Raw genomic sequence first — 25,759 nt, 5'->3', positions numbered from 1 at the left:
AAGTATGAATAAACTTAGAGAACTCCTTTTAAAATATCCACAGACTACACTTGTACTTATAATATCTATAGTCTATCTATACTTCCAACTCGATATGCTTCTTCGTACAACAGGTGATGAAAAAACTTATGTAGCGCAGGCACTTGAGATGCAACGTGATGGGCATTGGTTTATGCAAACTCTATTTGACGAGCCAGACTACTACAAAGGTCCTCTTCATCTTATCTTTTTAAAAATCGGCTTTTTTCTCTTTGGCACAAATAGTATGTTTGCAACTGTATATATGAACTTTTTTGGCCTTATAGCAGCTACTTTACTTCTGTATAAGATGTTTGTAAAAGAGTTAGATGACAAATCTTGGGGACTTTTTTACGCTTCAAGTTTTTCTGTAAGTATCGGACTCTACTCGCATATGTTCGCTTCTCAGATGGAAGCTGAACTAGTGATATTTTATGCTATTGTCATGTACCTTTTACATCGTCTTGATTATGATAACAGACTCTTTATAAATATCTTACTTTGGGCTTTTATAGGTATGACAGGTTGGTTTAAATCCCCTGCATATAGTGTCTTTTTAGGCTTTAGTGTATTAGTTTACTGGGTAATTACTCTGCAGATTAAAGAGAGAGTGCTAGATAAAAATACATGGATATCTCTCTTTATCGGTATCTTGATTGGTTTTGCGGCATATATACCTATACTGATCTACGATGGTGAAGTTTTTATAGAGAAATATATAATCAAAGAGTCTATGAGTAAGGGTGCGAATGGTGTTCCTTGGACTGAAGCCTTTTTCCCGATCTTTACATATTTTGTCGCACCTTGGATGTTTGCAGCAGTCTTTTCTTACCTTATAGCATTAAAGACGATATTTAGCATGGAAGCCCGTATTTTAAATGCTAAAGAGATGAAGCTTATAAAGTTGGCATTTAGTATTCTCCTCCCAACTTTGGCATTTTTTACTATCCATCCATATCGTGGAGATATTTATGCATTGCCAGCTGTGAGTGCTACACTTCTCATAGCCTATCTCTACTGGAGAGCTTATGTAAAACAGTATGAAGATGTTTATGTTTGGATGATGCGTTTAAGTGCGATCGTGCTGAGCATAGTTCCATTAGTGATTGTTGCACTGTATCTTCACCTGTCGCCTATGCCTGAGTGGTGGCCAGAGATACTTTTCCCTCTAGCGCTATTTAGTTTTGTTTTTACTTTAGGATTTATCTTTTATGAGAGTAAAAATGTAGCTAGAAGAGGTCCTGTACTTTTGGTTGTGGCATTTATACCACTCTTTTTAACGCTTGGTTTTACAATGAGAATGATAGGTAAGGCAGAGATGCTCCCTGCAAAAGAGTATATAAAGAAAAATAACATCACTAAAGCTCTAGGAGATTACAATCTTCACAAGAGTTACTGGAATGAATATGGTTCTCTTAACACTTGGCTTGGACATGACGTAGTGGGTCTTCATACGCAGGAGAAACTTTTTACTTTTTTAAGAGAAGGCAACTCTCTTATTATTCCCGGAGAGAATCGATACTCTGAGTTTAAAGAGAAACTACCAGATGATATGAAGCTTGAAGATTTTGACGTTTTTATATGGAAACGCTGGTTAACGCATGGAAAAGGACCAAATGGGGAGAGTATGTTTTTGAAGTACTGGAAATCTAAAGATATAACCGATATACAGAGAAATTTTTATATACTCAAACTCAAAGAGCCTAAAGAGTAATTAGACTCTTTGGCTTTTGCATACTAAAGCTAAATTTAGTACTTATTATTTTAACTGGACTCTCTGGTTCAAGTATTTCACAACTCTCATCTACCATTATAAAAGCATTTGCATAAGCGAGTGGAGATATCATTCCAGGAGAGAACTGCTCACAGATTGTAAAGTACTCTCCATCAAAAAAACCAGGTATTAGACTCCTTCTACCAGCTCTTAATTTATACTTACTTTTCATCTTGGCATTTATGGTGTTTATAAACTTCGACTTTGCTCCACTTAGAGCATAGATAATACTGCGACCAAAAAGCTCAAAGTTAAGAGCGGCGGCTAAAGGATTTCCTGGAAGATTTAAGACTACGGTACTACCAATTTTGCCAAATGTTGTTGGTTTACCTGGTTTAATCTCCACCTTGTCAAAGAGGATGTTATATCCAAACTCTCCAAAAGCCTCTTTGGTAAAGTCCGCATCGCCAACACTTACACCACCGCTTGTAATGATGAAGTCACACTCTAGAGCACTCTTTATATGAGTATGTATATCTTCAAGAGTATCCTGTGCTGTACCTATAAACTCTACCTCACAGCCTAGCTCTAAAGTTCGTGAAAGTAGGGTAGGTGTATTTGTATTATAAAGTTGATAGTCAGTAACGTTTTCAAAATGCATCTTCAGCTCATTTCCCGAGGCAAAGAGCGCTACTCTTGGTTTTTTATAGACCTTTATATGAGTTATGCCTTGAGAAGTTAAAAGGGTCATTTGATGAGCATCAATTTTATCACCAACGCAGAGAAGTTTCTCCCCTTTTTTAATGTCTTCACCCGCTAATCTAATATGTTTACTCATTGTGAGATTATCAGGAAGTTTGATGCCGTTTTCTTGATGGATAATATCTTCTATGGGAACAATAGTCTGAGTTCCCATAGGAATCCTAGCCCCAGTCATTATTTTTATGGCGTGAGCCGATTGAAGCTCACCGTTGAAGTTGTCTCCCGCAAAGATAGTCGCATTAACGTTTACTATTTTATTTGAGTCTTCAATCTTTACCGCATAGCCATCCATAGCAGAGTTGTCAAAAGGAGGGAGGTTGTGAGTAGCATAGACGTCTTCGGCAAGGATTGAGCCAAGAGCATGCTCAATGGGCAAAATTTTTAGGGACTTTTTACTTGTATTTGTATAAATAAGTTCGAGTGCTTGTTCTACGCTAACTGACATTTTATTGAAGCCTTTGTTTAGTTGGACATATTATAATATAATTTCGTTATGAATGAAATGTATAGTTTGGGCTTATCCCTACATAGCGTCGGTGCGATAGCTGTTTTGGCGGTTATTTTTTTGAATCTTTTTCTTTTAATATCTACAAATGAGTTGAAAAAATACAAAAGATTGATGAGCATTTTTTTGATTCCTCTCACTTTAACTCTATTTGGAATTCTTGTTTTTACAGGTATTATTATGATGGCGGCAAAGCATTTAGATTTTACATTAGAAAATATTGTGATGATAATTATCTCACTTATCTATATGGTTTTAGAGTTTAAGCGCATAAAGTCTTTACAACATATGAATGAAACTAAAGAGCGAGCTTTTGACGCATATAGACCATTTGCTCGTAGAATTTTACAAGTTGAATTTATTTTAACGCTACTTATCTCTTTATGGATGTGGTTGATTTGATATATATATTTGACGATAATGCAGGCAAAGAGAGTTTAACATTAAAAGGGGAACTGTACAAGTATCTTATAAAAGTTCGCCGACATAAAGAGGGTGATAAGATCTCCATAAGAGCAAAAGAAGATATAAAAACACTTTATAATTATGAGATAAATGAGCTAGATGGACGTTCAGTCGAACTTAGATTGGTCTCATCAGAGACTCATGAGGTAAAAAGTGAAAAAGAGCTTCATGTAGCTTGGTGCGTTATAGAATCTAAGTCTATAGAAAAAGTGCTTCCTTCACTTTGTGAGATAGGAGTAAGTAGAATCTCTTTTATCTCTTGTGAACGCTCTCAAAAGAACTTCAAGTTAGATTTTAAACGCCTCGATAGAATTGTGGAAGCTTCTATGCAGCAGAGTGGAAGAACTTCAATTATGGAATTTGATGCTTACAAAAATATAAAAGAATTTATAAAAGAGTTTCCCGATACAAAAGTTTTTGACTTTACAGACAAAACATTAAAAGGAGATAGCGACTTTAAAAGAGTACTTATAGGGTGTGAAGGCGGCTTTTCTAAAGATGAAAAAGAGTTACTTAAAACGCAAGAGGTATTTAGACTAAACTCTGCGATGGTTCTTCGTTCTGAGTCTGCCGTTATGGCGGTGGCAAGTAAGATTTTACTCTAGCTTTAGCTTTAAGAATTATTTAGATATAATTTCAGTTCAAAAATCTGCACCCATACGGATTTAAAAAATATATAGCATTGCGCACCGAGACGCGATGCAAAAGGCAAAAAAATGAAAAAAGAACTACACCCTAACTTCGTAACTTGTACTGTAACATGTGCTTGTGGTAACTCATTTGAGAACAAAGCGGCTCAAGATACGCTTAAAATTGACATTTGTAATGAGTGTCACCCATTCTTTACAGGTTCTGAGAGAATGGTAGATACTGCTGGTCGTATCGAGAAGTTTAACGCACGTTACGCTAAAAAATAGTCAAGATTTTTCTTGCTTAGTCTAGTTCCAACTCCGATTGGTAACATAGGCGACATCTCACTTAGAGCTATTGAAGCTTTGAGTGAGGCTGATATACTCCTCTGCGAAGATACTCGCGTTACAAAAAAACTTATTCATATTTTAAAAGAGCGATACAACACTACTTTTAAAGAAAATCAAGAGTTTATATCTCTACATTCACACAATGAAAAATCTTTTGTTGAAAAACTAGAACCATCTTTTTTTGAGCAAAATATTGTTTATGCAAGCGATGCTGGAATGCCAGGCATAAGTGATCCTGGACAGCTTTTAGTCTCATACTGTATAAAAAACGGTATCGCTTATGACGTACTTCCTGGCGCAAACGCTCTGCTAACTGCATTTGTAGCAAGTGGATTTGGCGAGACTCAGATGCTCTTTTTTGGATTTTTAGACCATAAGGGAAGTTCGCGTTCAGCTGGACTGCAAAAAGCCTTACACAATGGCTTTTTTACCATACTCTATGAATCTCCTCATCGTTTAGAAAAACTACTTTTAGAGATAGAAGAAGAAGAGCCTAACCGCGAGATATTTCTTGCAAAAGAGTTGACGAAGAAGTATCAAAAATACTTTAGAGGAACCGCTAGAGAAGCTCTAGATGAACTTAGTGGAAACTTTCGTGGTGAGTGGGTTGTAGTACTCAGTAGCGGCGAAGCTCAAGCAGACTCCGCAATAAGTCAAAAAGATATACTGGAATTGGATTTACCAAAGAAAACGCAGGCTAAACTCATCAGTAAAATCACGGGCGAAAATACAAAAGCTTGCTATCAAAGACTGCTTCAACTATAGTTTATATAAGTTTTTTTATCTAACTTGCAAATGTAACGCTTTTTTTAGCTAAAATACCTCTATGTTAATTTATGCAAAACAACCAATTTACTACCTTATAGAAAATTATCCAAATAAAATCAAGACACTCTATCTAGCAAAAGAACTAGAAAAAAAAGAGTACTCACGTCTTATGAAAATGGGTTTTGAGATCAAACGTATACCTAATGAGGCAGCACAAAAAATGTGTAAAAATGCTTCTCATCAGGGTTTTTTAGCTGAAGTCGATGATTATAAACTCCAGCCTTATGACTTCTTTTTTGAAAAAAAGTTTGTTCTGATTCTCTCAGGGCTTACTGATGTTGGTAATATTGGAGCGCTTGTTAGAAGTGCTTATGCCTTTGGTGTTGATGCAATTATCGCTTGTGGAGTAAAACAGCTTCCAATGGAGACTATTTTGAGAACAAGTACGGGTGCATTGTACGATATGCCTTTTGCAATAGAAAATAATATACATGATGTTTTAAATGATATGAAGATGTCAGGGTTTACAATTTATGGTGCAGATATGAGTGGAATGGATATAAAAGAGACTCGAATTGATAGAAAAAAAGTACTAGTTTTAGGAAGCGAGGGAGAGGGACTTACTTCTCGTGTAGTCTCAAAGCTTGACTGTGCAGTAAGTATAAAAATGGCTCATGAATTTGACTCACTAAATGTGAGTGTAGCAGGTGCTATTTTGATGGATAGGATGAGATAATGAATGAAGAGTTAGAGGATTTAAAAAATCTAGGTGCACAGAAGATATATGAAGATACACATATTCCTCTTGAACATATTCAAGCTTTAATTCATGGAAGCTTCGAAGGGTTTGCAAAAGTACAGTTTTTAGGTTTTATATCCATACTTGAAAGAGAGTATGCAAAGGAATTGCCACTACTAAAAGCAGCTGGTTTAAAATACTTTAATGAAATAAAAACTGTAGAAAAAGAGACTAATCTTATGGCCCCTAAAAAAGGGAATAAAAATAAAATCACAATATATTTTATAGTTCTTCTTCTTATCGTAGGTGTTTACTTTTACAGTTCAGGCATACTAACTAACAATGAGAAAATAGAAACTCCTTTAGTTGAAAAAGCTATAACAGATAATAGTGAGATAGAAGAGGAGACAGTTACTACAACGGTTACTGGTGATGAGAATTCGACTCAACTTCAAGAGAAAACTATGCAAGAGAATAGTGTTGAGGCTATTGCAGAAACTAATGCTACAGAGTTTCTTGAAGTCACTAATGAAAATAGTGCTGTAGAAGAGATGCAAGAGGCTGTAGAGCTAGAAAAATCTTTCAAAATCAAGAGCAGTAAGAAAGTTTGGTTTGGTTATATTAATATCAAAACAAATAAGAAAAACCAAAAAATTTTTAAAGGTGAATTTGATTTGGACCCTAATGAAGATTGGCTACTTCTTTTTGGTCATAGCTTTATAGATATATATGTAGATGGAGAGAAACAGAGTTTTAACTCTACTGGAAACAAACGTTTTTCATATCGTGATGGAGAGCTAAAAGCAATTAGCATTAAAATGTTTAAGAGATTAAACAGAGGCCGTAAATGGTAAGGTTACTGATCTGTTTTTTCCTTACTTTTAGCTTCTCTTATTCAAATGAGATAGATTTTTTAGAAGAGGTTATCGTTGAAGATGACCCACTCACAAAAAAGGTTAAAAGTTTTTTAGACAAAGCTACGTATGATGAAAACCAAGAGTTTATAAATGTAATTTTTGAGCCAAAAAGCTCTTTTTATGTAAACAACAGAGTAGATAGTGTTAAGGTTGTTCAAACACTAAAAGAGAATGGGTTACTCGAGCTATTTTTTAAATCACCAAGGGAGCTTAGACTTAACTTCAAAACAAGTGGGTCACCTCTTTTCTTTGTAAAAATAATGGAAGATACACTAAGAAATATAGGCTATTATCGTTATGTTACTGTAGCATCAAATCTTGATGCTTCAGAGTTTACATGGAATATTAATCTTATGTCAGAGTATGTAACGGATCCCTTAATTCTACAACAAGAGTTAGCAAAATCTGGATGTAAAATAATAGACCTGCAAAGAAACTCGCAAGTTGAGTGGACATATATAGTCGATATGGTTGGGGGTTACTTAAATGTTACTAAAGTTGATGCAAAAGAGAGTTTAACTCTAAAGCACTCGATATACGTACATTGGTTAGACGTATCTGAAGTTGCAAGCTTAGAAATTCAAAGTTCTAGGCGAAATAGATGGTACCCTGATATTGCATATTATGACGCGTCGCTTCATCTACTTAAAGTGGTTAAAAAAGAAACTATACATAAGTCAATACGATTAAACATTCCACAAACTACTAAATATATAAAAGTAGGTGATTTATATACTCTGAAAAATATCAAAGACGAGCTTGTTGTTTATCCAATTGAGGTTAAATAACTTCTAAAACATTATCTTATTCTAAATATTTTTAGATAAAATAGCATTAATAATTTACTAGGGATTAGAAATGTTTGATGAGATAAGATTTAATAGAGTAGAAAGGCTTCCAAAGTACGTATTTGCAGAAGTAAATGATATTAAAATGTCAGAGCGTCGTGCAGGAAAAGATGTTATAGATTTCTCTATGGGAAATCCTGATGGAGATACTCCAGAACACATTCGTGAGAAACTTATTGAGTCAGCCCAGAAGACAAAAACACATGGATACTCTACATCTAAAGGTATTCCTAAACTCCTAAAAGCTATCGCAGACTGGTATGAGAGACGTTATGACTGTGTACTAGACCCTGAGACAGAATGTGTTGCAACTATGGGTTCTAAAGAGGGTTATGCTCACTTGACATATGCCATAACTAACCCAGGTGATGTAGCTGTTGTTCCAGATCCTACTTACCCAATTCATGAGTTCTCTTTCATCTTAGCGGGTGGAAATGTTGTAAAGTTTGGTATCAAGTTTGATGAGAAGTATCGTATTGATGAAGATCATTTTTTTGAAAATCTAAATCGTGTTTTTATGGAGTCATCTCCAAAACCAAAGTATGTTTTAGTGAACTTCCCTCATAATCCAACTACAGCAACGGTAACGCCAGAGTTTTATGTGAAACTTGTTGCAATGGCTAAAAAGAAAAGGTTTTACATCATCTCAGATATTGCTTATGGTGATATCACTTTTGATGGCTATAAGACTCCATCTATCATGTCGGTTCCTGGGGCAAAAGATGTTGCAGTTGAGTCATTTACACTCTCTAAAAGTTATAACATGGCTGGCTGGCGTGTTGGTTTCTTTGTTGGAAATCCTAAGCTTATAGGTGCACTTCAAAAAATGAAGTCATGGTTAGACTACGGTATGTTTACACCTATTCAAGTTGCCGCTACTGTAGCACTTAATGGTGATCAACAGTGTGTAAGAGATATCACTGACAAATATAATCATCGTCAAGAGGTTCTTATAGAAGCTTTTGATAGAGCTGGTTGGCATATAGAAAAAAATGAAGCGAGTATGTTTTCATGGGCAAAAATGCCTGAATGTGTAGAGCATCTTGGTTCTTTAGAATTTTCAAAGCGTTTACTTACAGAGGCTGGTGTAGCTGTTGCTCCTGGTATCGGATTTGGCGAGTATGGTGAGGGATACGTTCGTATAGCTCTTATAGAAAACGACAACCGTATCCGTCAAGCAGCAAGAAATATTAAAGAGTTTTTAAAACAGTTTCAAAGTGAAGAGAAGCACTCAGAAGTAGAGGGAAAATAGTATGTTAAAAGTTGGAATAATTGGCGTTGGTACAGTTGGTACAAGTGTCGCTGAGATATTAAGAGATAATGCTGATGTTATCTCCGCACGTGCAGGTGTTGATATTGTAGTTAAGAGCGGAGTTGTTAAAAACTTAAACAAAGACAGAGGGCTAGATATTAGCATCACCGATAATGTAGATGATATTTTAAATGATGATGAGATTGATATAGTAGTTGAACTTATGGGTGGCGTTGAAGAAGCGTTTGAAGTTGTTAAGCGTGCACTTGGAGCTGGAAAAGCTGTAGTTACGGCAAATAAAGCGCTACTCGCGTATCACCGATATGAACTTCAAGACATAGCAAAAGATATAGCGTTTGAGTATGAAGCGGCGGTTGCTGGTGGTATTCCTATCATTACCGCTCTACGTGATGGACTCTCTGCAAATCATATAGAATCGATTATGGGAATCATGAATGGTACTTGTAATTATATGATGACAGAGATGACAAACAATGGCGTTTCATATGATGCTATTTTAAAAGAGTCACAAGAATTAGGTTATGCAGAAGCTGATCCTACCTTTGACGTAGGCGGCTTTGACGCGGCCCATAAGCTTCTCATTTTAGCTTCTATCGCTTATGGCATAGACGCTAAACCTGAAGATATCCTCATAGAGGGAATAGACAATGTACGAAGCGAAGATATAGCGTTTGCTAAAGAGTTTGGCTATGCTATAAAACTTCTAGGAATCGCTAAAAAAGATGGCAATGAAGTAGAACTTCGCGTTCATGCCGCTCTTATATCTCAAGATGAAATGATTGCTAAAATAGATGGCGTTATGAATGGTATTTCAGTTGTGGGAGATAAAGTTGGTGAAACACTTTATTATGGTGCTGGTGCTGGTGGAGATGCTACGGCTTCAGCTGTTGTCGCAAACATCATAGACATAGCAAGAAGTGGAAAATCAACACCAATGTTAGGGTTTGATAAGCCAATGGAAGGGAGTCAGTTAGTTTTAAAACCAACTGCTAACATTGAATCAAAATATTATCTACGTATAAATGTCTCAGATAAGACAGGCGTTTTAGCTCGCATAACTAAGATATTTGAAGAGCATAATATCTCAGTTGAAACAATGCTACAGCGTAAATCAACTGATACGTCTGCAAATCTTCTGATATCGACACACATAGCAAAAGAGTCTGACATTCAATCAATGATAGATGAGATTGAAGGACTAGAGTTCGTTAATGCTCGTCCGGTTATGATTAGGATAGTTTAGCCACTTTAATATATTAAGTACTCTCTTATTTACTAAGTTCTATAATCTAGGAATAAAATAAGGGAACTTGGTACTCACAGCTTAATGAAAATTTACATATATAAAATCTTAATAGCCATACTCTTGGCTATTTCTCTCTCCCTTGCATATCTTTACATGCCACAATCATTTTTCTCTTTAGACAATAGACTTAGAGATTTTCTATTTATAATACGTGGAGAGCTTCCAAAAAATAATCAAGTAGTTATAGTTGATATAGATGAAAAAGCTCTTAAGGAGCATGGCCAGTGGCCTTGGCAAAGAGATTTGGTTTCTGAACTTCTTTATAATCTCTCTGATGCAGGAGCTGGAATAATAGGTTTAGATATAGTTTTTGCAGAAGAGGATAGAACCTCACCCCATAGGTTTAAGAAAAAATTTCCAGAGCTTTCAGATGAGCTGGAAAATTATGATGAAATACTTGCTGCAACCTTGAGTCAAACACCTGTAATAGGTGGATTCATCTTTACTTTTGATGAAAATGATGAAGAAAATACACCTATGATTCCAGCAATATTTTTAGAAAAAGGGATGACAAAAGATACTATTTTACAGCCTAAGGGCATAGTCTTAAATATAGAAACCCTGCAAGATGCAATGTACTCAAGTGGTTTTTTTAATAATACACCCGATGAGGGAGGGATGATTCGAAGTATTCCTCTTTTAATGAAATATGATGGTGTCTTATATCCCTCTTTAGTGCTAGAGATGATCCGTATATATAGTGGAGTAACTAAGGTAGAAGTTTTTGGCGATGATGCTGGAGCGAGCAATGTGGTCTTTGGTGAGTACAATGTACCGCTAGACAAAGTTGGGCGTTTGAGTGTAAACTTCAGGGGAAAAGGAAAGTATTTTAAGCATGTAAGTGCGGCAGATATATTAAGTGGAGATTTTAATTCTACAGATATAGAAAATAAATTTGTCATCATTGGAACCTCTGCCGTTGGACTTTTTGATCTTCGGTCTATACCATTTGATAGTGCAATTGCAGGAGTTGAAGTACATGCCAACGCCATTGATAATATTTTACAAGGTGATTTTTTAAGAAAACCTGCTGAGATAGTTGTTTATGATTTAATGATTATCTGGGGAACAATTTTTCTTTTTACTATACTCTTTGCCATTATACGCTCATGGTTTATAATTCCCATTGCTGTTGTAAGTATATACGGTTTTTATGAACTCTATTATTGGCTACTTTTTGGAGAGGGAATACTTATAAATATATTATTCCCTCTTATGGCTTACTCTTTAACATTAGTTGTCTCAGTTGGTATTGATTACATTGTGGTCTCTGGACAAAAAGAAGAGGTAAAAAGAGTACTTGGTAAAAAAGTTTCTCCTGAGGTTATGGACTATTTACTTAAGCACTCTAGTGATGAATTGACAAAGTCTAAAGAGGTAGAGGTAAGTATACTCTTTAGTGATATCCGCTCCTTTACCGCTATCTCTGAAAAAGTTGGCTCTCCTGATAAGCTGATTAAGATGTTAAATGAGTACATGACCCCAATGGTAGATAATATTGTAGAGCATAAGGGTACGATAGATAAGTTTATAGGTGATGCCGTTATGGCTTACTGGAATGCTCCTGTAAAGGTTGAAAACCATGCTGATAAAGCAGTCCAAAGCGCAATAGAGCAGATAGAAAAGCTCCAAGAGATAAACACTTTTATAAAACCTAAATATGATGTGGAAATTATGATAGGTATTGGCATACATACTGGTAATGTAACAGCTGGTGACATGGGTTCAGTTGGTAGATCTGATTACACTATTATTGGAGATAATGTGAACCTTGCATCGAGATTAGAGGGCTTGACAAAACTATATAATGCACAAATTTTAATCTCTAATGCAACTTTTCAAGAACTAGTGGGAGAATACAGAATCAGACCTATAGATTTTGTTGAAGTAAAAGGAAGACATAAGGTAGTGGAGATTTATGAAGTCCTTTGTAGCAATAAGCTTATTCCAGATGAGGAGCTTGATTTGTATGCTAAGGCATTAAAGCTCTTTCGTTCAGCTGAGTTAAATAAAGCATATGATATTTTTCTTAGATTGGAAAATGAGAACCCTAGTAAGCTTTATGAGTTTTATATAGCAAGATGTCTTGACTACATAGAAAACCCAAATAAAGAGTTTAGCCCTGTATTTAAAATGAGAAGAAAATAGTAGTTTTTTTCATCACCATAAAATCACTAAAGAGCGCTATAATTAAAAATATAGTTTTAATTTAAATAGGAGAAAATATGTATAATTTATTATTGAGTTTAATGCTTAGCTTTTTTATTATTGGATGTACTAGTGAAAATGAAGTAACTTCTTTGCAAAACGAGACTAGTCCATCTTCAGAAGTAAGATACCTATCAATCAAAAAAGCACCTGCTTCTTTTGATGTATCTACATTTAATCAGATTGCAGTAGAATTTGGCTCAAAGTTAGATCCAAGCAGTGTGAATAATGCAACAGTTTATCTTGTAGACTCTGAGCAACAGTTAGTGCCTTTTACTTTATCTGTAGAAGCACTAAGTGCGCAAAACGATAAAGTACTACTTACTCCATACAAATATTTTCACCCTAACAGCACTTATACTCTTTTTGTAACTAGAGATTTAAAAGATCTCTCTGGATTATCACTTGAAGAGGATTTTATACATTCATTTGAGACTAGAGACGATGCTGTTGAGACTTCTCCCTTAGTGCTGGTAGATATAAAGCCAGGAGATGGCTCGATTGTGGGAACTGGTATGGACTTTTCACTTAAGTTTAATCGTCTTTTATCAAAGTTTAGTACTGGAACAAAAGTCTTTAAGATGCTAGATGAAAATGGAGTAGAGATAAACGGAAGTACAAAGGTTCTAAACTCCACATTGACCTTTAAGCCTCTAGAGAGCCTAGAGTATAACAAAGAGTATACAATTGAGTTACTTGAGACTATAGAAGATATGTACTCAAACCCTTTCGATACAAATATGACTAGTTGGACTTTTAGAGCAATAGATGAAGTGAGTGCCATAAAAGCAAACAGCACATACCAACAGGTCGAAGCTGTTGAGCTAAATCATCCTACTTCACTTATAAAAATATCTCAAAATGGAGCAGACTCTCTTATCTGTGTAGCTTCTGCAAATGAACTTCTATTTTACTCTTTTGAGTATTTAAATAAAACTTTGCAAAATGTTACAGAGCTGCATAGGTATGAGCTCCCCTCAACCATTACTGCACTAGAGTGGATAGATAGTGACTCTCTTGTTGTTGCAACTAAAAGTAGTGGTTTACACTTTTTAGATTTACTCGAGGGAGAAGTAGTTCAAAAAGAGATTTTTGCATCTACATATAACATCCAAAATATCACACTAAGTCGCTTAGATACAAATAGTACTGACAAGGTCTATGCTGTTGGAGTTGATTATGGTCTTAAAGAGTTTACACTTGAGAGTAATGGAACTGCATCACTGCTTAATGAGTTAGATGCAAGTGGAATTATGCTTGATGTGACAACTGCCATAGATGAAAATGGGCAGAGAAGGGTATATCTTGCAGATTATGACTCGGGTGTCATTATATATGATGAGAACTTAACTCTTTTAAGCAGTATTAGCATACCTGGAGGTGTGAAAAATATAGAGATTATTAAGGATCAACATTTTGAACTCTCTACTTTAATGATATTAAACTCGCTTGGTAAAGTTTTTGTAGCATCATTAGATGGCACAAACTTGAAAAGCAGAATGAGTGTATTGTCAGAATCTAAAATATTAAATACCTATAACGATGAAAGTTTTACATCAAAAGTATTTTTTAGAGCTTCGCATAATAAAATACTTATAGGAGATGTATATAGTTCTTTATTAACTAAAGAGAGTTATATAGAAACTAACTCATCTATCATAGCGAGTGACATATATTATAGTGAATTAAAAGATGTAATGTTTGGTATTAGCGCACAAGGAAGTATTGAAACATTTGAAATTGTAAAAGATCCGACCGTATTACCAGTTGTACGCAGCAGTGCTTTGAGTAACACTGAAGACACGGTACTGATTATCAAAGCATCAGACCTTATTCTCGAGTACTCAGGTATGGATCCATTATCTATTATCAATGTTAGTAATCCAACAAATGCAACAGTAAGTCTAAATACGGATGGGGATATAACGTTTACTCCAGATAAAGATTTTGTTGGATTAGCTTCATTTAGTTTTACTTTAAGTGATGGAGAGGTTACAACTACTGCTACAGCAAATGTAAATATGGCTGCAGTAAACGATGCACCTCTAGCAACAGCAGATACAGCAACAACACTAGAAGATACACCAGTAGTTATAACTTCAGCAACACTTCTAGCAAATGATACAGATGCAGATGGAGATACACTTACCATAACACCCAGTAAATGCGACTGTAGTTCTTGAATCAAACGGAGATGTAACAGTTACTCCAAACGCAAACTTTAATGGAGAAGCTACATTTAACTACACAATCAGTGATGGAGTAACTACAGCAGTTGCATCAGTAAGTGTAACGGTAACGCCAGTAAACGATGCACCAGTTGCAGCGAATGATATATCAACAACGAGTGAAGATACTCAAAAAACCATTACATCAGCAATGCTTCTAGCAAACGATAGTGATGTAGATGGAGATACTCTAAGTATCACAGCAGTAGATACTCCAATAAACGCAACTGTAGTTTTAGAAACAAACGGAGATATAACGTTTACTCCAAATGCTAACTTTAATGGAGTAGCAACATTTAACTATAGTGTGAGTGATGGTAATCTAACTGACACAGCAACAGTAAGTGTAACAGTTACAACTACAAACGATGCACCTCTAGCAACAGCAGATACAGCAACAACACTAGAAGATACACCAGTAGTTATAACTTCAGCAACACTTCTAGCAAATGATACAGATGCAGATGGAGATACACTTACCATAACAGCACTAAGTAGCCCAGTAAATGCGACTGTAGTTCTTGAATCAAACGGAGATGTAACAGTTACTCCAAACGCAAACTTTAATGGAGAAGCTACATTTAACTACACAATCAGTGATGGAGTAACTACAGCAGTTGCATCAGTAAGTGTAACGGTAACGCCAGTAAACGATGCACCAGTTGCAGCGAATGATATATCAACAACGAGTGAAGATACTCAAAAAACCATTACATCAGCAATGCTTCTAGCAAACGATAGTGATGTAGATGGAGATACTCTAAGTATCACAGCAGTAGATACTCCAATAAACGCAACTGTAGTTTTAGAAACAAACGGAGATATAACGTTTACTCCAAATGCTAACTTTAATGGAGTAGCAACATTTAACTATAGTGTGAGTGATGGTAATCTAACTGACACAGCAACAGTAAGTGTAACAGTTACAACTACAAACGATGCACCTCTAGCAACAGCAGATACAGCAACAACACTAGAAGATACACCAGTAGTTATAACTTCAGCAACACTTCTAGCAAATGATACAGATGCAGATGGAGATACACTTACCATAACAGCACTAAGTAGCCCAGTAAATGCGACTGTAGTTCTTGAATCAAACGGAGATGTAACAGTTACTCCAAACGCAAACTTTAATGGAGAAGCTACATTTAACTACACAATCAGTGATGGAGTAACTACAGCAGTTGCATCAGTAAGTGTAACGGTAACGCCAGTAAACGATGCACCAGTTGCAGCGAATGATATATCAACAACGAGTGAAGATACTCAAAAAACCATTACATCAGCAATGCTTCTAGCAAACGATAGTGATGTAGATGGAGATACTCTAAGTATCACAGCAGTAGATACTCCAATAAACGCAACTGTAGTTTTAGAAACAAACGGAGATATAACGTTTACTCCAAATGCTAACTTTAATGGAGTAGCAACATTTAACTATAGTGTGAGTGATGGTAATCTAACTGACACAGCAACAGTAAGTGTAACAGTTACAACTACAAACGATGCACCTCTAGCAACAGCAGATACAGCAACAACACTAGAAGATACACCAGTAGTTATAACTTCAGCAACACTTCTAGCAAATGATACAGATGCAGATGGAGATACACTTACCATAACAGCACTAAGTAGCCCAGTAAATGCGACTGTAGTTCTTGAATCAAACGGAGATGTAACAGTTACTCCAAACGCAAACTTTAATGGAGAAGCTACATTTAACTACACAATCAGTGATGGAGTAACTACAGCAGTTGCATCAGTAAGTGTAACAGTCACACCAGTAAACGATGCACCAGTTGCAGCGAATGATATATCAACAGCGAGTGAAGATACTCAAAAAACCATTACATCAGCAATGCTTCTAGCAAACGATAGTGATGTAGATGGAGATACTTTAAGTATCACAGCAGTAGATACTCCAATAAACGCGACTGTAGTTTTAGAAACAAACGGAGATATAACGTTTACTCCAGATGCAAACTTTAATGGAGTAGCAACATTTAACTATAGTGTGAGTGATGGTAACTTAAGCGACACAGCAACAGTAAGTGTAACAGTTACAACTACAAACGATGCACCTCTAGCAACAGCAGATACAGCAACAACACTAGAAGATACACCAGTAGTTATAACTTCAGCAACACTTCTAGCAAATGATACAGATGCAGATGGAGATACACTTACCATAACAGCACTAAGTAGCCCAGTAAATGCGACTGTAGTTCTTGAATCAAACGGAGATGTAACAGTTACTCCAAACGCAAACTTTAATGGAGAAGCTACATTTAACTACACAATCAGTGATGGAGTAACTACAGCAGTTGCATCAGTAAGTGTAACAGTCACACCAGTAAACGATGCACCAGTTGCAGCGAATGATATATCAACAACGAGTGAAGATACTCAAAAAACCATTACATCAGCAATGCTTCTAGCAAACGATAGTGATGTAGATGGAGATACTTTAAGTATCACAGCAGTAGATACTCCAATAAACGCGACTGTAGTTTTAGAAACAAACGGAGATATAACGTTTACTCCAGATGCAAACTTTAATGGAGTAGCAACATTTAACTATAGTGTGAGTGATGGTAACTTAAGCGACACAGCAACAGTAAGTGTAACAGTTACAACTACAAACGATGCACCTCTAGCAACAGCAGATACAGCAACAACACTAGAAGATACACCAGTAGTTATAACTTCAGCAACACTTCTAGCAAATGATACAGATGCAGATGGAGATACACTTACCATAACAGCACTAAGTAGCCCAGTAAATGCGACTGTAGTTCTTGAATCAAACGGAGATGTAACAGTTACTCCAAACGCAAACTTTAATGGAGAAGCTACATTTAACTACACAATCAGTGATGGAGTAACTACAGCAGTTGCATCAGTAAGTGTAACGGTAACGCCAGTAAACGATGCACCAGTTGCAGCGAATGATATATCAACAACGAGTGAAGATACTCAAAAAACCATTACATCAGCAATGCTTCTAGCAAACGATAGTGATGTAGATGGAGATACTCTAAGTATCACAGCAGTAGATACTCCAATAAACGCAACTGTAGTTTTAGAAACAAACGGAGATATAACGTTTACTCCAAATGCTAACTTTAATGGAGTAGCAACATTTAACTATAGTGTGAGTGATGGTAATCTAACTGACACAGCAACAGTAAGTGTAACAGTTACAACTACAAACGATGCACCTCTAGCAACAGCAGATACAGCAACAACACTAGAAGATACACCAGTAGTTATAACTTCAGCAACACTTCTAGCAAATGATACAGATGCAGATGGAGATACACTTACCATAACAGCACTAAGTAGCCCAGTAAACGCGACTGTAGTTCTTGAATCAAACGGAGATGTAACAGTTACTCCAAACGCAAACTTTAATGGAGAAGCTACATTTAACTACACAATCAGTGATGGAGTAACTACAGCAGTTGCATCAGTAAGTGTAACGGTAACGCCAGTAAACGATGCACCAGTTGCAGCGAATGATATATCAACAACGAGTGAAGATACTCAAAAAACCATTACATCAGCAATGCTTCTAGCAAACGATAGTGATGTAGATGGAGATACTCTAAGTATCACAGCAGTAGATACTCCAATAAACGCAACTGTAGTTTTAGAAACAAACGGAGATATAACGTTTACTCCAAATGCTAACTTTAATGGAGTAGCAACATTTAACTATAGTGTGAGTGATGGTAATCTAACTGACACAGCAACAGTAAGTGTAACAGTTACAACTACAAACGATGCACCTCTAGCAACAGCAGATACAGCAACAACACTAGAAGATACACCAGTAGTTATAACTTCAGCAACACTTCTAGCAAATGATACAGATGCAGATGGAGATACACTTACCATAACAGCACTAAGTAGCCCAGTAAACGCGACTGTAGTTCTTGAATCAAACGGAGATGTAACAGTTACTCCAAACGCAAACTTTAATGGAGAAGCTACATTTAACTACACAATCAGTGATGGAGTAACTACAGCAGTTGCATCAGTAAGTGTAACGGTAACGCCAGTAAACGATGCACCAGTAGGTATTACAGATGCTTTTGGTACATATAAAAATATTAATTTATTGATTAATAGTGCTTCTTTGCTAGTAAATGATAGTGATGTAGATGGGGACACTATAGTTATTGAGAGTTTTACTCAACCAACAAATGGCTCTTTAGTAGATAATGCAAATGGGACATATACATATACTCCAAATAGTGACTTCTTAGGGGCTGATAGTTTTACATATACGATTAATGATACATTTGAGAGTGTCATAGTTACAGTGAATTTAAATGTAATTATAAATGCAGGACTTGTAGCTACAGATGATACTGCCTCAGTTTTAGAAGATAGTAGTATCAATATTAATGTCCTACTAAATGACTTAGGAGATACTATATCTATAGATAGTTACACTCAAGCAGCAAATGGAAGTTTAGTGCAGAGTAGTGGTGTGTTTACTTATACTCCAACTGCAGACTTTAACGGAGCAGATAACTTTACTTATACTATTCGTGATGTAAATGGATCATTAGACACAGCAACAGTAACTGTAACAGTTGCATCTATAAATGATGCACCAGTTGCAGTTGATGATGTAGCTAGTACAACAGAAGATTTAGCTTTAGTAATACCAGTAGCAACACTTCTAAGTAACGATACAGATGTAGATGGAGATACCCTAAGTATAACAGCGGTAACAACTCAAACTGGTGGTAGCGTTACTTTAGTGAGTGGAGATATTACTTTTACACCAACTCTAAACTTTAATGGAGTAGCAACATTTAAATATACTCTAAGTGATGGAACTACTACAACAGTTGGTTCAGTAGATGTAACAGTAACACCACTAAATGATGCACCAGTTGCAGTAGCTGATATAGCTTCAGTAGATGAAGATAATCCACTTACAATAACATCAGCAACACTTCTAGCAAACGATAGTGATGCAGATGGAGATACTCTAAGTATCACAGCAGTAGATACTCCTCTAAACGCGACTGTAGTTTTAGAAACAAACGGAGATATAACATTTACTCCAGATGCTAACTTTAATGGAGAAGCTACATTTAACTATACTCTAAGTGATGGTAATCTTACTGACACAGCAACAGTAACTGTAACAGTTGCATCTATAAATGATGCACCAGTTGCAGTTGATGATGTAGCTAGTACAACAGAAGATTTAGCTTTAGTAATACCAGTAGCAACACTTCTAAGTAACGATACAGATGTAGATGGAGATACCCTAAGTATAACAGCGGTAACAACTCAAACTGGTGGTAGTGTTACTTTAGTGAGTGGAGATATAACTTTTACACCAACTCTAAACTTTAATGGAGTAGCAACATTTAAATATACTCTAAGTGATGGAACTACTACAACAGTTGGTTCAGTAGATGTAACAGTAACACCACTAAATGATGCACCAGTTGCAGTAGCTGATATAGCTTCAGTAGATGAAGATAATCCACTTACAATAACATCAGCAACACTTCTAGCAAACGATAGTGATGCAGATGGAGATACTCTAAGTATCACAGCAGTAGATACTCCAATAAACGCGACTGTAGTTTTAGAGACAAACGGAGATATAACATTTACTCCAGATGCTAACTTTAATGGAGAAGCTACATTTAACTATACTCTAAGTGATGGTAATCTTACTGACACAGCAACAGTAACTGTAACAGTTGCATCTATAAATGATGCACCAGTTGCAGTTGATGATGTAGCTAGTACAACAGAAGATTTAGCTTTAGTAATACCAGTAGCAACACTTCTAAGTAACGATACAGATGTAGATGGAGATACCCTAAGTATAACAGCGGTAACAACTCAAACTGGTGGTAGCGTTACTTTAGTGAGTGGAGATATAACTTTTACACCAACTCTAAACTTTAATGGAGTAGCAACATTTAAATATACTCTAAGTGATGGTAATACTACAACGGTAGGTTCAGTAGATGTAACAGTAACGCCACTAAATGATGCACCAGTTGCAGTAGCTGATATAGCTTCAGTAGATGAAGATAATCCACTTACAATAACATCAGCAACACTTCTAGCAAACGATAGCGATGCAGATGGAGATACTCTAAGTATCACAGCAGTAGATACTCCAATAAACGCGACTGTAGTTTTAGAGACAAACGGAGATATAACATTTACTCCAGATGCTAACTTTAATGGAGAAGCTACATTTAACTATACTCTAAGTGATGGTAATCTTACCGACACAGCAACAGTAACTGTAACAGTTGCATCTATAAATGATGCACCAGTTGCAGTTGATGATGTAGCTAGTACAACAGAAGATTTAGCTTTAGTAATACCAGTAGCAACACTTCTAAGTAACGATACAGATGTAGATGGAGATACCTTAAGTATAACAGCAGTAACAACTCAAACTGGTGGTAGTGTTACTTTAGTGAGTGGAGATATAACTTTTACACCAACTCTAAACTTTAATGGAGTAGCAACATTTAAATATACTCTAAGTGATGGAACTACTACAACGGTAGGTTCGGTAGACGTAACAGTAACGCCACTAAATGATGCACCAGTTGCAGTAGCTGATATAGCTTCAGTAGATGAAGATAATCCACTTACAATAACATCAGCAACACTTCTAGCAAACGATAGTGATGCAGATGGAGATACTCTAAGTATCACAGCAGTAGATACTCCTCTAAACGCGACTGTAGTTATAGAGACAAACGGAGATATAACATTTACTCCAGATGCAAACTTTAATGGAGAAGCTACATTTAACTATACTCTAAGTGATGGTAATCTTACCGACACAGCAACCGTAAGTGTAACAGTTGCATCTATAAATGATGCACCAGTTGCAGTTGATGATGTAGCTAGTACAACAGAAGATTTAGCTTTAGTAATACCAGTAGCAACACTTCTAAGTAACGATACAGATGTAGATGGAGATACCCTAAGTATAACAGCGGTAACAACTCAAACTGGTGGTAGCGTTACTTTAGTGAGTGGAGATATTACTTTTACACCAACTCTAAACTTTAATGGAGTAGCAACATTTAAATATACTCTAAGTGATGGAACTACTACAACAGTTGGTTCAGTAGATGTAACAGTAACACCACTAAATGATGCACCAGTTGCAGTAGCTGATATAGCTTCAGTAGATGAAGATAATCCACTTACAATAACATCAGCAACACTTCTAGCAAACGATAGTGATGCAGATGGAGATACTCTAAGTATCACAGCAGTAGATACTCCTCTAAACGCGACTGTAGTTTTAGAGACAAACGGAGATATAACATTTACTCCAGATGCTAACTTTAATGGAGAAGCTACATTTAACTATACTCTAAGTGATGGTAATCTTACTGACACAGCAACAGTAACTGTAACAGTTGCATCTATAAATGATGCACCAGTTGCAGTTGATGATGTAGCTAGTACAACAGAAGATTTAGCTTTAGTAATACCAGTAGCAACACTTCTAAGTAACGATACAGATGTAGATGGAGATACCCTAAGTATAACAGCGGTAACAACTCAAACTGGTGGTAGCGTTACTTTAGTGAGTGGAGATATTACTTTTACACCAACTCTAAACTTTAATGGAGTAGCAACATTTAAATATACTCTAAGTGATGGAACTACTACAACAGTTGGTTCAGTAGATGTAACAGTAACACCACTAAATGATGCACCAGTTGCAGTAGCTGATATAGCTTCAGTAGATGAAGATAATCCACTTACAATAACATCAGCAACACTTCTAGCAAACGATAGTGATGCAGATGGAGATACTCTAAGTATCACAGCAGTAGATACTCCTCTAAACGCGACTGTAGTTATAGAGACAAACGGAGATATAACATTTACTCCAGATGCAAACTTTAATGGAGAAGCTACATTTAACTATACTCTAAGTGATGGTAATCTTACTGACACAGCAACAGTAACTGTAACAGTTGCATCTATAAATGATGCACCAGTTGCAGTTGATGATGTAGCTAGTACAACAGAAGATTTAGCTTTAGTAATACCAGTAGCAACACTTCTAAGTAACGATACAGATGTAGATGGAGATACCCTAAGTATAACAGCGGTAACAACTCAAACTGGTGGTAGCGTTACTTTAGTGAGTGGAGATATAACTTTTACACCAACTCTAAACTTTAATGGAGTAGCAACATTTAAATATACTCTAAGTGATGGTAATACTACAACGGTAGGTTCAGTAGATGTAACAGTAACGCCACTAAATGATGCACCAGTTGCAGTAGCTGATATAGCTTCAGTAGATGAAGATAATCCACTTACAATAACATCAGCAACACTTCTAGCAAACGATAGTGATGCAGATGGAGATACTCTAAGTATCACAGCAGTAGATACTCCTCTAAACGCGACTGTAGTTTTAGAGACAAACGGAGATATAACGTTTACTCCAGATGCTAACTTTAATGGAGAAGCTACATTTAACTATACTCTAAGTGATGGCAATCTTACTGACACAGCAACAGTAACTGTAACAGTTGCATCTATAAATGATGCACCAGTTGCAGTAGATGATGTAGTAAACACAAGTGAAGATATACTCTTTACTTCAACGGTTAATTTAAATGCAAACGATACAGATCTAGAAGGAGATATATTAACTGTAACTCCTGGTACATTAGTAACAAGTAATGGTGGTTCACTTGTTCTTGCTAGTGATGGATCATATACTTATACACCAGTACTTAACTTCAATGGAATTGATACAGTTGACTACACCGTGACGGATGGTTTACTTAGTGATACAGGTACTTTAACGATTACAGTTGCAGCTGTAAATGATGCACCGATTGCAGTGAATGATGTAAATACAACTGTAGAAGACACCCCTTCACTCGTAATTCCTTCTTCTTCACTTTTAGCAAATGATAGTGATCCTGATGGAGATACGATAAGTATCACAGGTGTGAGTAATCCAATCCATGCAGTAGTATCATTTAATGATGTCAATGGAGATATAACTTTTACTCCAAATGCAGACTTTAGTGGATTAGCATCTTTTTCTTACATACTTAGTGATGGCAACCTTAGTGTGCTTGGTTTAGTGGAGGTTACGGTAACTGGAGTTAATGATGCACCTGTGGCAGGAATTGATGGCTATTTAGAACAAAATGCAGAGTTTAGTTTTAGTCCAATGAATGGGACAAATCCAAGCATAGCAAAAATTGACAACCTTGGTGGATATGTCATTGTATGGCAAGGAGATGATTTGGATGGTGACTATTCTATAGTTACTCAAAAGATGAATCCAGATGGAACACGTGATGGAAATACTACTATCCTTGAAGCTATCAATAAGTTTAATAAAGACGACCTTGAACCTCAGGTTACAGGTTTAGCATATGACGGTTCTTATGCAGTTACATGGTATGGTGAAGATAGCGATGGAGGAGGGGAATTCTCTGTATTTGTGCAAAAATTTAGTTCTGATGGAAGTTTAGATGGAGCTACAACAATACTAGAAGCTCCAAGTTCAACAACTAAAGATGATAAGTTTCCTACTATACTTGCTCCTAAGACGGATGGCTCTTTTATAGTGGCGTTTACTGGTCAAGAAGATGGATCAGAGGGTGGTGATTGGTCAGTATTTATACAGAGATTCGCAGCGGATGGAACTCTTGATGGAAATGCTACAAGGTTGGAACCAACAGGAATCACAGACAAAGATGATGGTGAAGTACAACTTGCTAGTATAGGGAGTGATGGCTCTTATGTAGCGGTGTGGTCGGGTAAAGATAGTACAAATGATCTAACTATCTACTCACAAAAGTTTCATGCAGATGGAAGCCTAGATGGCAATGTAACTGAGCTTGTCTCAGATGTGATTCAAAAACAAGACATTATGCCAGTTGTAACTGGATTAGGGACTAGTGGAGCATACTCAGTAGCTTGGTCTGGTCAAGACTTAGATGGTGGGGATTATTCAATATTTACTCAAAAATTTGCTGCTGATGGCTCATTTGATGGTCCTGTAGTTCATTTAGAAGCAATAAATGTACTAAATAAAGTGGATACAACACCAAGCATAACCGCTCTTGGTGTAGATGGCGCTTATGCAGTAGCATGGACAGGTGAAGATGAAGGTGGTGATAACTCAGTCTATACTCAAATATTTAACTCAAATGGAACCTTAAATGGTAGTGTAAGTATACATGAAGCTATAGGTACAACAGACCAACATGATACAAAACCAGATATCAGCTCTATTGGTCCTGATGGGAAAATGCTTCTAGCTTGGTTTGGAGAAAGAGGAACACAAGATTATATATACACTCAAATGTTTGATGCAAACGGTACATTGAGTGGTGGGGCTACAGAACTTGATAAAGGTGTTGTAGTTAAAATAGCAGAACTTAATAATGAAGAGTATGCACTAGCAGTCGATAGAGTGATAAATGCAGGTAAAAATGAAGTCTATACGCAAAAAATCAATTCTGATTCTACTGTTGTGTTTGGAAGTCTTATTTATGGAGATGTAGCTATTGAAGTAGTCATAGATGCGGCTGCTACATATTACGAAGCAACATACACTGGAGGAGACTTATATATGAGTGATGGAACAACATATATCTCAAGTCCTGGTGAAGTATTAGCTGGGGATGCGGATGCATCTATACTAAAAGTGCTAGACTCTTCACAAGTTGAAGTGTCTGTAACAAAAACTATTCCTACATATGTTACGAGTTCCATTCTACCTATTGAAATAAGTGTAGCAGAGCTTTTAGCAAACGATACAGATGCTGATGGAGATACTCTTACTATAACAAATACTTTATTGAGTGTTAATGGGACTGTCTCACTACCAATTGATGGTATTATTACATTTATTCCAAGTGCTTTAGGACTCGGTGGGTTCGGCTATGTAGTAGATGATGGTAATGGTGGAACTGCATTAGGTGCTGTATTTATAACAATAGAATAAAAAGGGAT

The 25,759-nt window shown here is 36.3% G+C and carries 14 protein-coding genes and 1 pseudogene; 14 read left to right on the top strand and 1 reads right to left on the bottom strand.

What is annotated here, in order from left to right:
- Window positions 1-4 precede the first annotated feature (4 nt).
- Window positions 5-1,732: an ArnT family glycosyltransferase gene (locus GJV85_RS11790; RefSeq protein ID WP_207561579.1), complete on the top strand. Its 1,728-nt coding sequence runs from the start codon at window positions 5-7 to the stop codon at window positions 1,730-1,732.
- On the opposite strand, the gene GJV85_RS11785 is transcribed toward GJV85_RS11790, so the two are convergent.
- Window positions 1,722-2,939: a molybdopterin molybdotransferase MoeA gene (locus GJV85_RS11785; RefSeq protein ID WP_207561578.1), complete on the bottom strand. Its 1,218-nt coding sequence runs from the start codon at window positions 2,937-2,939 to the stop codon at window positions 1,722-1,724. The two genes, GJV85_RS11790 and GJV85_RS11785, sit on opposite strands and share 11 nt — an antisense overlap.
- A 57-nt stretch (window positions 2,940-2,996) precedes the next feature.
- On the opposite strand from GJV85_RS11785, the gene GJV85_RS11780 reads away from it, so the two are divergent.
- From GJV85_RS11780 to GJV85_RS13865, 13 genes and pseudogenes are all read left to right on the top strand, one after another.
- Window positions 2,997-3,401 (top strand): hypothetical protein, encoded by a 405-nt coding sequence (locus tag GJV85_RS11780; RefSeq protein ID WP_207561577.1) that lies wholly within the window; start codon window positions 2,997-2,999, stop codon window positions 3,399-3,401.
- On the top strand, window positions 3,383-4,069 hold the full coding sequence (locus GJV85_RS11775; protein WP_207561576.1) for a 16S rRNA (uracil(1498)-N(3))-methyltransferase: 687 nt from the start codon (window positions 3,383-3,385) through the stop codon (window positions 4,067-4,069). The genes GJV85_RS11780 and GJV85_RS11775 overlap by 19 nt, the downstream gene beginning before the upstream one ends.
- A gap of 111 nt (window positions 4,070-4,180) precedes the next feature.
- A complete protein-coding gene (gene rpmE / locus GJV85_RS11770) occupies window positions 4,181-4,381 on the top strand; it encodes a 50S ribosomal protein L31 (protein WP_207561575.1) in 201 nt (66 codons plus the stop codon).
- A gap of 12 nt (window positions 4,382-4,393) precedes the next feature.
- Complete coding sequence (gene rsmI / locus GJV85_RS11765; protein ID WP_207561574.1) at window positions 4,394-5,209, top strand: 16S rRNA (cytidine(1402)-2'-O)-methyltransferase; 816 nt, start codon at window positions 4,394-4,396, stop codon at window positions 5,207-5,209.
- A gap of 61 nt (window positions 5,210-5,270) precedes the next feature.
- Complete coding sequence (gene rlmB, locus GJV85_RS11760) at window positions 5,271-5,948, top strand: 23S rRNA (guanosine(2251)-2'-O)-methyltransferase RlmB (protein WP_207561573.1); 678 nt, start codon at window positions 5,271-5,273, stop codon at window positions 5,946-5,948.
- A complete protein-coding gene (locus GJV85_RS11755) occupies window positions 5,948-6,805 on the top strand; it encodes a hypothetical protein (RefSeq protein ID WP_207561572.1) in 858 nt (285 codons plus the stop codon). The genes rlmB and GJV85_RS11755 overlap by 1 nt, the downstream gene beginning before the upstream one ends.
- Window positions 6,799-7,656, top strand: coding sequence for a hypothetical protein (locus GJV85_RS11750; protein ID WP_207561571.1), 858 nt, complete (start codon window positions 6,799-6,801; stop codon window positions 7,654-7,656). Before GJV85_RS11755 ends, GJV85_RS11750 begins: the two co-directional genes overlap by 7 nt.
- A gap of 70 nt (window positions 7,657-7,726) precedes the next feature.
- Complete coding sequence (locus tag GJV85_RS11745) at window positions 7,727-8,968, top strand: LL-diaminopimelate aminotransferase (RefSeq protein WP_207561570.1); 1,242 nt, start codon at window positions 7,727-7,729, stop codon at window positions 8,966-8,968.
- A gap of 1 nt (window position 8,969) precedes the next feature.
- Window positions 8,970-10,232 carry a homoserine dehydrogenase gene (locus tag GJV85_RS11740; protein ID WP_207561569.1) on the top strand — a complete coding sequence of 421 codons (1,263 nt, stop codon included), beginning with the start codon at window positions 8,970-8,972 and terminating at the stop codon, window positions 10,230-10,232.
- Window positions 10,233-10,316: 84 nt separating this feature from the next.
- Window positions 10,317-12,443 (top strand): CHASE2 domain-containing protein, encoded by a 2,127-nt coding sequence (locus tag GJV85_RS11735; RefSeq protein WP_207561568.1) that lies wholly within the window; start codon window positions 10,317-10,319, stop codon window positions 12,441-12,443.
- Window positions 12,444-12,520: 77 nt separating this feature from the next.
- Window positions 12,521-14,686, top strand: a complete 2,166-nt coding sequence (locus GJV85_RS11730; protein WP_207561567.1) for a cadherin-like domain-containing protein — start codon at window positions 12,521-12,523, stop codon at window positions 14,684-14,686.
- Between the two features lie 34 nt (window positions 14,687-14,720).
- A pseudogene (locus tag GJV85_RS11725) lies at window positions 14,721-23,912 on the top strand (cadherin-like domain-containing protein); the annotation flags it as partial.
- A gap of 51 nt (window positions 23,913-23,963) precedes the next feature.
- The gene (locus GJV85_RS13865) at window positions 23,964-25,751 is read left to right on the top strand and encodes a cadherin-like domain-containing protein (protein WP_430739174.1); all 1,788 of its coding nucleotides are present in this window, start codon (window positions 23,964-23,966) and stop codon (window positions 25,749-25,751) included.
- Window positions 25,752-25,759 lie beyond the last annotated feature (8 nt).

The sequence above is a fragment of the Sulfurimonas aquatica genome (assembly GCF_017357825.1).
In the GTDB taxonomy this organism is placed as follows: domain Bacteria; phylum Campylobacterota; class Campylobacteria; order Campylobacterales; family Sulfurimonadaceae; genus Sulfurimonas; species Sulfurimonas aquatica.
This window is presented reverse-complemented; position numbering and strand designations above follow the sequence as displayed.